7 protein-coding genes are annotated in these 9,860 nt (G+C 68.7%); 5 read left to right on the forward strand and 2 right to left on the reverse strand.

The window, feature by feature from the left end; all coding sequences use genetic code 11:
• A partial coding sequence (locus ABZ471_RS45955; protein WP_359075116.1) for a zinc ribbon domain-containing protein occupies nucleotides 1-214 on the forward strand: 214 nt, incomplete at its 5' end.
• A gap of 34 nt (nucleotides 215-248) precedes the next feature.
• Here the strand turns inward: ABZ471_RS45955 and ABZ471_RS45960 are convergent.
• Nucleotides 249-617, reverse strand: a complete 369-nt coding sequence (locus ABZ471_RS45960; RefSeq protein WP_359075117.1) for a GNAT family N-acetyltransferase — start codon at nucleotides 615-617, stop codon at nucleotides 249-251.
• A gap of 338 nt (nucleotides 618-955) precedes the next feature.
• Entirely contained in the window at nucleotides 956-6,712 is a 5,757-nt protein-coding gene (locus ABZ471_RS45965) for a CHAT domain-containing protein (protein ID WP_359075118.1), read from the reverse strand.
• Nucleotides 6,713-6,878: 166 nt separating this feature from the next.
• On the opposite strand from ABZ471_RS45965, the gene ABZ471_RS45970 reads away from it, so the two are divergent.
• The 4 genes from ABZ471_RS45970 to ABZ471_RS45985 all read left to right on the forward strand — a co-directional run bounded on the left by ABZ471_RS45970 (nucleotide 6,879) and on the right by ABZ471_RS45985 (nucleotide 9,728).
• Nucleotides 6,879-7,289, forward strand: coding sequence for a hypothetical protein (locus ABZ471_RS45970; RefSeq protein WP_359075119.1), 411 nt, complete (start codon nucleotides 6,879-6,881; stop codon nucleotides 7,287-7,289).
• 2 nt (nucleotides 7,290-7,291) lie between these two features.
• Nucleotides 7,292-8,251, forward strand: a complete 960-nt coding sequence (locus ABZ471_RS45975; RefSeq protein WP_359075120.1) for a hypothetical protein — start codon at nucleotides 7,292-7,294, stop codon at nucleotides 8,249-8,251.
• Between the two features lie 134 nt (nucleotides 8,252-8,385).
• Entirely contained in the window at nucleotides 8,386-9,498 is a 1,113-nt protein-coding gene (locus ABZ471_RS45980; protein ID WP_359075121.1) for an RICIN domain-containing protein, read from the forward strand.
• 104 nt (nucleotides 9,499-9,602) lie between these two features.
• Nucleotides 9,603-9,728 (forward strand): hypothetical protein, encoded by a 126-nt coding sequence (locus ABZ471_RS45985; protein ID WP_359075122.1) that lies wholly within the window; start codon nucleotides 9,603-9,605, stop codon nucleotides 9,726-9,728.
• Nucleotides 9,729-9,860 lie beyond the last annotated feature (132 nt).

Here is a 9,860-nt window from a genome sequence, read left to right on the forward strand (position 1 = left end):
TCCCGTGCACACCACGAGGGACTGCGCAACGTGCGGAGTGAGAACCAAGCACGCACTGCCTCTTTCGACGCGAACGTATGCCTGCACCGTGTGCGCAGCCGTATCCCCCAGGGACAAGAACTCCGCCCGCGTGATGCTCGTCCGGGCAGGTCTGAACCCGGCTGGTGCCGAGGGCGCAAGACCCGCTGAGGCGCCGCCTCAACAGGCAGCCTGAGCCAGGAATCTCCTCCCTTCAGGGAGGAGAGCAGTCAAGTAGTGGACCACTTGAGACGGACGGCGGTCTCGTGGAACCCCAGACCGCGATAGAAGTCGGCCGCCCTGTGCGTCGGCACGGTCACCTCGACGTCCTTCGCCTCTCGGGCCCTTGCCTGAACGGCCCGGACCAGCGCGGAACCCGTACCGCGGCCACGCAAAGGCGCATCCACGGTGAGCTCCAGCAGCTCGAGGATCGTTCCGCCGGCGAAAAGGGTGGGCATCCGCAGCGCGAGCAGATACGCGACCATACGCGAGTCCTGCTCGGCGACAGGGAGCTCGGCTCTGCCGGCTGCGGCGGCCTCGATGGCACGAGGGAATGTCACGTCGTCGAAGACCACTCGGTCGGGCCGGTAGCTCGTCACGAACCCGCTCAGCAGACGGTAGACGTCATCGGCGTCCGAGGGGGGTGGCGTCGCGAATGCTCATGCCGGCTCCGCCGGGAGTCCGGCGATCGGTGCCGTGGCGGCTGTCGGAACGGCGGCCATGAGCTCCGCCGCCTCGATCTCGATACTGCGCTCGGGCCGAACACTGCCGCAGTGCACACGTCCCAGGCTGCTGATGGTCCCGTCGGACACCACCCCACAGCCCGGTCTGCCGACAGGGGCACACCCCGCCGGGCTGCCTCCCTGCCCGCGCCGGCCGGCCGGGATCGGCGGGGGACGGGGGGTGTGGTCCCTGTGTAGGCCGCCATGCAGTTCGTCTACGCGCCGGCATGAAGGTAGGCCGCCCACAGGGAAGGGGTGGCCGGGTATCGGTCGCGTACCGTCCGGACAGTCAGGTGGAGGGCAGTGGCAGCCTGATCGGGGGCGAGCGTTCCGGCCGGGCCGGTTGTGAGGTTGGTGTAGAAGGATTCGGCGATTTCGACGGCCAAGCGGTCGTCGATCGGCCACAGGGTTCCGATCACGTGGGGGAATCCGGCGAGTTGGAAGGCACTGGTGAGGTGGATGGACTCGTCCAGTAGGTCGGAGCTTCCGGGGGCCGCGGTGGTGCAGGCGGAGAGGTAGGCCAACTGCGCGCGGTCGAGGTTGACCTGGGCGAGGGCGGAGACGGTCAACGGTGTCGTGGCGTGGTCGTGCAGGAGTAGACGGCTCTGGGAAGGGTCGGTGTGGTCGGTGGCACCGTGGCAGGCGAAGTGGGCGATGGCGCACTGCGGGAGGCGGGCAAGGACGGTGGCGGTGGTCGGGGTGTCGGGACTCGGGGGCATGGAGGTGCCGTCGGGGGCGGGGTCGGATTCGATGAGCTGGTCCGGGCACTGCAGTAGTGCCCGGATCCGGCGGGCTTCCTCGGGGACGTGCCGCAGTGGGCTGTGGCCGGGGGTGGTCGGCATGGCCACGATCAGGGACTGGGATGTGCCGGCAGGTCGGGTGGGGCGCCTGCGTGCATGCCGTAGAGCGCGGATGGTCGGGGTGTAGGACGAGATCACCCGGTCCAGGACGGTGCGGCGGTGCGGGTCGGCCGGGGGGTCGGTGTGGAAACCGGCGGCATGCAGGGGCAGCAGTCCGAGGAGTCCGCCGGGTGCCCACCACACCCGTGGAAGCGGTTGACCGTCCTGGTCCGGGGGCATCGCCTCACCCAAGTCCTGCAGAGCGGAAAGGACCGGCTCGGCCGCAGCTTCCCAGAGCCATTCCAAGATCTGCCGAAGGGTGCGCTGGGCGGCGATGCGATCGCTGTCCGGCGCCGTCGCCTCAGCCAATGCCCGGTAGAAGGTGTCGACCTGGTCACGGACGGTATGTGCGGCGAGCCCTGGCAGCGGGACAGAGGTGATGCCTTGGCGCGTGAGCAGGAGTGCGTCGCCGCGATGGTGGCTGATGACGAACGTCACCACGGGGCCATGGGCCGCTTCCTTCAAAAGCTCGTCGAAGCTCGGCGGCAGGCCGAAGTCGGTGAAACCCTCGCAGGCCCGGATACGCCGCAACAACTGCCCGAACTCTGCCGCCAACCGGTGGCGCTCACGGCCCGCCGGACCTTCAGGGCCGGCGGCGACCCCGGGAGCCATGATCCCGGGGTCCTCGTCAAGGAGATCACGGAGTTCGGTGAAACGCCTGGCCAGTTCCGGATGTTGGCTGCTCAGATCGGTCAGGTCATTTCGGGTGTCCAGTGACTGCGACAACAAAACGGTCCGGCCGGCCTCCGCCAGCCTCAGCGCCCGAACGGCTCGTTCCTGTGCGCTGCCGCTGGTGTCCGCCAGGGCCAGGGCCGTCGCGTCGGTGGCGAGACCGGCGGCGTTGCTGGCGAGGGCGTACTGCTGATCACCGCGTCGCAAGCGACGCGGCACCAGTTCCGGCAGCATCAGTACTGCTTGCTCCAGGAAGCGGGCGGCCTTGCCTGGGTCCGAAGGGGCGGTCAAGGCGGCTGCCGTGCGTGCCGCGATGATCCGATGCCATATCGGTCCGGTCTCCACGTCGACAGCCTGCCCCAGCACGGCCAGCGCTTCGTCCCGGTCGGCCGGCATCCCCGTGTGCGCGAAGCGCATCTGCAGGACACGACCGAGACTGTGCAGGCGCTCGGCACGGACAGGGTGGTCGTGGGGCGTGGTGTCGACCGCGGCACGGATCGCCTTCACGGCCTCGTCCAGATCGCCCGACTCTCCGACGCGCTCGAAGCGCTCTTGCAGGGCCCTGCCGAGGTGGTGCACAAATGCGGCGTGGTTGGGGTGGTCGTCGGGCGTTGAGCGGACGGCAGCGCGACTCGCTTTCACCGCCTCGTCCAGATCCCCCGACTTCGCCCTGTGCCGGTACCGATCCCGCAAGATGTCGCTGAGGCTGGTCAAATACAGGCCGTGTTCGGAGTGGCCGTGGGGAGTGGCGAGGACGGCATCGCGGATCGTCTTCAGCGCCTCGTCCAGATCCCTCGATTCCCCCCTGCGTCGGAAGCGGCTCCTCAGAGCAGCGCCAAGAATGGCCAGGTCGGCGCCGCGCTCCGGGTGGTCGTGGGGAGAGGCTTCGACGGCGGCTCGACCGGCTTCCACCGCGTCGTCGAGATCCCCCAACTCCTCCGTGTGGCCGAAGCGGCCCAGCAGAGTCGTGGACAGCGCGGCCAGCCGTTCGGCGCGTTCGGGGTGGGCAAGGGGGAGGACGTGGACAGCGGCTCGACTGGCTTCCACGGCCTCGTCCAGATCCCCCAGCTCCCCTCTGCGCCGGTACCGCTCCTGCAAGACCTGGCTGAGGCCGTTCAGATGCCGACTGCGCTCGGGGTGGTCATGCGGGGTGGCGTGGACAGCGGTGCGGATCACTTCCACCGCCTCATCCACATCCGTGGGGTCCCCGGTGCGCATGAGTCGCATCCCCAGAATCAGGCCGAGATTGGTCAGCAGCGCGGGGCGTTCCGGGTGGTCGTGGGGAGAGGCTTCGACGGCGGCTCGACCGGCTTCCACCGCGTCGTCGAGATCCCCCAACTCCCCAAAACGACGGAAACGCCTTCGCATGACGCTGCCGAGATTGGCCAGGACAGTGGCGCGTTCCGGGTGGTCGTGGGGTAGGGCATGGACAGCGGCTCGACTGGCTTCCACGGCCGCGTCCAGATCCGCCAACTGCCCCGTTCGTCCGAACCGTTTCTCCAGTACATCCCCGAGAATGCTCATGCGTCGGGCGTGTTCCGGGTCGGCGTACGGGGTGGCGTGGACAGCGGCGCGGATCGCTTCGACCGCCCCGTCCAGATCTCGTGCATGCCCAGTGTGCCTGTAACGCCACTGCAGGATGTAGCCGAGATTGCTCACGTTCAGGGCGTGGTTGGGGTGGCCGTGGGGGGTAGCGTCGACGGCGGCGTGACTCGCCATCGCTGCCTCGTCCAGATCCGCCGGCTCCCCCCTGTACCTGAACCGCCGCACCAGAGCCATGTTGAGTTGGGTCAGGGCGGCAGCGTGGTTGGCGTCGTCGTAAGGTGCGGAGCGGACGGCAGCGCGACATACCTCCACCGCCACATCCAGATCCCGCGACTCCCTCCTGCGCTCATGGCGGCTCGCCAGAACCAGACAGAGCATGGTCAGCCGCTCGGCGTGGTCGGGGTGGTCATGTGAAGTGGCGTTGACGGCGGTGCGACATACCTCCACCGCCTCATCCAGGTCCTGAATCTGCCCGGTACGCCCAAACCGCTCGTGCAGTAGGTAGCCGAGGTTGTACGAGTGCCTGCCGTGTTGCGGATGGTCGTGGGGTACCGCGTGGACGGCGGCACGACTGGTCTCCACCGCCTCGTCCAGAGCCTCCGGCTCCCCGAGCCGCTCGAAGCGCTTCGCCAGCGCGATGCTGAGATTTCCCAGGCAGACGGCGTGACCGGGGTGATCAAGAGGGGTGGACCGCACGGCGGTACGACTGGCCTCCACTGCTTCGTCGAGCACCTCGAGTTCCCCGAACTGCTCGTAGCGGGCCATCAAGACGATGCTGAGCGTGTCCATTTGTCCGGCTCGGTCAGGGCGTTCCGGCGGGGTGGCCCGGACAGCGGCGCGGATCGCCGCCACCGCCGCATCCGCGTCCTCCTCGTTCCCCGTGCGCCGGAACCGTGTCTCCAGGGCGCGGCTGAGGTTCTCCAGGCGCGCAGTGCGATTTGGGTGGTCCTCGGGGGTCGCCTGGACGGCGGCACGGTGCGCCGCCACCGCCTCGTCCAGAGCGTCTACCTCCCTGAACCGCGCGAAGCGCAGCACCTGGGCGGTACCGAGATTGCCCAGGAAAGCGGTGTACCCGGGGTGCTCTGGCGGTGTGACCTGGACGGTGGTGCGACTCGCCGCCACCGCGCCATGGAGATCCTCGACCTTCCCGAACCGCTTGAAGCGCATCACCAGCGCCGTGCTGAGTGAGTCCAGGTGCTGAGCGTGACTGAGGTCCTCGGGCGGGGCGGCCTCGACGGCGGTACGACAGGCTTCCACCGCGCCGTCGAGATCCTCCGACCGCCCCGTATGCCTGTACCTCTCCTGCAGGGCATGGCTCAGATTGATCAGCCTCGAGGCGTAGTTCGGGTGACTACGGGCAGTGGCCTGGACGGCGGTATGACTCGCCGTCACTGCCTCGGCGAGATCCTCGACCTCCCCGAACTGCCTGAAGCGCATCACCAGCGCCGAGCTGAGCAGTTCGAGACGTCCAGCGTGATCAGGGTCGTCGTGTGGGGTCGCCTGGAGGGAGGCACGAATGGCCGCCACCGCCTCGGCGAGATCCTCCACCTCCCCGAAGCGCGCGAAGCGCGTCGCCACGACGAAGCCGAGCGTGTGCAACCGCCCGACGTGGTCGGGATCCTCGTGCGGCGTGGCCCGGACTGCTGCACGGCTCGCCTCGACCGCCTCTTCCAGATCATCCGGCCGCCCAAGATGCGCATACCGTTTCGCGAGAATCTGGCCGAGCCCGTTCAGCCGCCAGGCGTGGTGGGGGTGGTCGTGAGGCATGGCCCGGTCGGCGGAGCGGATCGCATCCACCGCCTCATCGAGGTCTCTCACCTCCCCGAATCGGTCGTAGCGCATCATCAGGACCAAGGCGAGCGTGTTCAGGCGTTCGGCACGCTGGGGGAGACCGGGGGAGGCAGCCTCAGCGGCGCGGATCGCCTCCACGGCCTCGTCCAGGTCCCCCCGTTCCCGGAAGCGTTCGAAGCGCAGCACCAGAGCGGTGCTGAGATCGTCCAGGCGCCCACCGCGTTCGGCGTCGTCGTGGATGGTGGCCTCGACAGCGGAACGACTTGCGCGGACCGCCTCGTCCAGATCCGTCGACTCCCCGGACCGTTGGTACCGCGTCCGTAGCACGCGACCGAGACCGCACAGGTGCTCGGCGTACTGCGGGTCGTCGTGCGGGGTGGTCCGGGCAGCAGCGCGGGCCGCAGCCGCCGCTTCGTCCAGGACGTCCGCATCCCCGAACTGCTCGTAACCTTCCTCCAGGGCCATGCTCAGTACGTACAGGCGGCGGGGGCGGCGCGGGTCGTTGTGGGGGGTCGCGTCCACGGCGGCGCGCATCGCCTGCACGGCCTCTTCCAGATCTTCTGGGTTCTGCGTGTCCTGGAACCGCGTCAGCAGGGCGTAGCGGAGCTTGGTCAGGCCGTCGGCGCGATCGGGATGGTCGTCCGAGAGGCTGCGCAGGATGCGTCTCCACAGGTCCACGGCTGCTGTCACACGTGCCGGTTCCGCGTTCGTGACCAAGCCGTTCGTCAGGTCCTGTGCGGCGGGGAGGGCCGCCACGACGAGGTCGCCGAGCAGGGACTGCGGCAGGTCCGTCCTCCCCGCGATGAAGCATTTCGTGAACAGGCGGATGGCGGTCGCCCGGTCCTGCTCGGCGCTCGCGCGAGGCAGAGCGCGTGCCCGCCGGTGGTGCAGCCGGCCCAGCACGTGAGCGGCTTCCAGATCGGGAGGGTCGGCGTCGGCGTACCGGACCAGGTGCTGTGCTTCCGCACGCGCTGCCGGGGAGAGGATCTCGGAAGCGTCGCCGGTGGCGCCGACCCGCTGCATGCGCTCCCGCACCGCCCGCATCAGTTCATCACGCCGCTCCACGAACCACCCCCGCACTTGCCGAGCCGTCAATTATCAAACGAGAAACACCCGTTGCCCAGTCAGGGCCGATTCGGACACCATGAACACTTCGACCAAGTAGCCGACGTCGTGCACCGCACAGACGCGGCGCAGCAGCCGTGAGGGCTTGCAGACGATGGGGGACGGGGTGCCCAACCAGGCGGATCAGGACAACCAGTACGGCGACGGAACGGCATCGGACTTACGCGAGGGCATCGCCTACGTGTGCGACCAGTTGGACCGTATCCGTGCGGCTTTGGAGGCGTACGGCCGTGATGGCGGGGATCCGCTGGATCGCCTGCTGGCAGCGTTGCAGGACGGGGAGGGGCTCGCCGCACCGTTGAGCGCGCTGCACGAGGCCCTGCTGGCCGCGGGCGACGCCGCGGGCGTCCGAGGCACCGCCCGCGGCCTGAACCCGATCGGCGTCAGCTCCGCCACGCCCGACGAATGGGTGCTGCTGTGCCCGACCGGTCAGTGCTCGCGTCATGCCTGGCCGGACAGCTCCGGCGCGGCCCCGTGCCGGATCAGCGGCCGACCCCTGCGCAAGGAGCGGTTGTAGTGGTGAACGGGTTCTTGAGTGCCCTGGGGCAGAAGCTCGCCGAGCGCTGGCTGTCCCTGCTGGTGCTGCCCGGGGCCCTCTTCCTGACCACTGCCACCACCGCCCGGGTCCTCGGTCAGGCCCACGCCCTGGACCTCGGCTGCCTCACCGACCGGATCACCCACTGGGCCAGAAGCCCCGTCGCGACGACCGTCGGCGGCCAGGTGGTGCTGATCGGCGCGGTCCTCTCGGCCGCTGCTGCGGCCGGACTGGCTGCCCAGGGGCTGGGGACCTTGATCCAGCGCACCGCACTGGCCGCCGACTGGCACGCCTGGCCGCCTCCGCTGCAGCGGTGGGCCGGCGCCGTCGTTAGGCGCCGCCGCACCCGCTGGACCGCCGCCGTGCACCGCTACCAGCAGCAACTCAGCACTGACGCCCGGTCCTTGGCCCGCACTGGGAGTCGGCCCGATCCCGTACCACGTAGGGCTGCACACCTCGCCAGGCAGCGCATTGCCGCCGAGGAACCGGCCCGGCCCACCTGGAGCGGTGACCGCATTCACGCAGCAGCTGTACGTCTGGAGCGTGACCATCACCTCGACGTGGCCGTGCTGTGGCCGTCTCTGTGGCTGACTTTGCCCGAGACCCCCCGTGCCGAGATCACGGCTGCCGAGCAGGCCCTCAATCGCGCCGCCGCCCTCGGAGGCTGGGCGCTGCTCTACGCCCCGTTGACCGCATGGTGGTGGCCCGCCGGCCCGCTCGCCGCCTCCCTCGCCCTGACCTCCAGGTACCGCTTCCGTAGCGCCGTCGACGCTTACGCCCAGCTCTTGGAAGCCGCCGTCCGCCTCCATGCCACCGACGTGGCTGCCCAACTCGGCATGGACCACAGCGGTCCTCCCGACCCCGTCCTGGGCGACGCCCTCAATCACTGTCTCGGCTTCCGAGCCCCCAGCCCACCCGCCTCCGGCGGAGCGTCGTCGGACTGACTGCAGAGTTCGGTCATGGGCGGCTGGAATCCAGTGGTACGACGTATAACGGCGATCTTGACTTGGGCATGCCCGGGCAGGTTGGCCTGGCCGGAACGACCGTGCTCTGTGGTCGTAGCGGGAGAGGAGACGGAATGGCTGTCAAGGTGATCACGGACTGCGGCACCGCTGCGTGCCCGAGAGGCTCGTGGGCGCTCTACGGCAACCTTCACTTCAACACGGATGGCGGTGACAACGCCAACCGCGTCCTGGTCAGTGATGAGAGCGTCGTCGACCTGTCCGCCTACCGCTTCCAGGGCAAGGGCATGTCGTTGGTGAACCGCACGGGGTACGACGTGACCTGTTACACCGGGCCCGCCTTCGTGTCCAACGAGCTGGTGATTCCGAACGGGGGCGCTCGCACGAACTTGCACGACACGCGCGTATCGGACACCAGTTGGGACTCCAGGCGATGGAGCATGAGTATCGAGTCAATGCGCATAGGCGTCCCCTCCGAAGGAGAGCTGCCCGAGAACCGTGTGTACCTGCTGGCTGAGCGGAAGTGGGGCTATCTCCTGGGCCTCGCCGACGAAAGCAAGGACAACGGAACAGCCGCGCGGGCTACGCGGGGAAATGGCCGAGCCAGTCACCAGTGGGAGCTGGCCCAGGCGGGCGACGCCCGCTTCACCCTGCGCAACGTCTTCAGCGGCAAGTGCCTGGACAACCCCGCGGGGAGTACGGAGGACGGTGCCAAGCTCCATCAGTGGGAGGCCGACGGCGGCATCAACCAGCAGTGGCGGTTCACCCGGACTGCGGAAGACACCTACACCCTCACCAGCGCTTCCAGCGGCAAACTCCTGGACGTCGTGACCGCCGGCACCAAGAGTCACCACGTCGTTCAACATGCGGCAAGCGGCTCCGTCACGCAGCAGTGGCGCCTGATCCCGTTCGAAGAACCGCACGCCGTCATCGACCAGCAGATCAACTCCCTCTACGTACGCGCCACCGCCGCGGTCCACGCAGACGGCACCCTGATGCGTGCCCAGGGAGTCACCGGTGTCACCAAGCTCGGCACGGGTCGCTACGACGTCGCGCTGGAAGCGTCCGTGAGGCGGCAAGGAGCGGCCTACCAGGCAACTCTCGACCAGAACGCAGACCCGGGCAGCGAGGTCTACATCGGTGACTCCGAGACCCCCAACAGCGTCCGCGTGATTACCGGCCGCAGCGGCAACGCCTCCGACCAGCCCTTTCACATCGTCATCCTGTGATCCGGGCCCAGACAGCCAGGGCCCTGCCTAAGGCACCCGAACCGCCTGCGGCAGGCTCGGCTGGTCGGGGATATTGCCACGCTGTGGCGGAAAGGACTTGTGACATGGGCCCTGTAGCTGTCCTTCACACCCTCGGCACCAGGTCCTTCGACCTCTGCATCCACGGGACGGTCAAGGAAGGCGACCGCAGCATCCACTTCGACCACGACGCAGTGAACTTCAAAACATAGAACACGACCGCGACTAGATGATCGATTCCAAGGGATGCCTGCGGAGGGTGTGGGGTGGGCGGCGGCCGAAGCCACCGCGAGACGGTCAGGCGGCGGGCTGCCGGACCTGGTTGTCGAGGTGGCAGCGGGCGG

The sequence above is a fragment of the Streptomyces sp. NPDC005728 genome (genome assembly GCF_040630895.1).
In the GTDB taxonomy this organism is placed as follows: Bacteria; Actinomycetota; Actinomycetes; order Streptomycetales; family Streptomycetaceae; genus Streptomyces.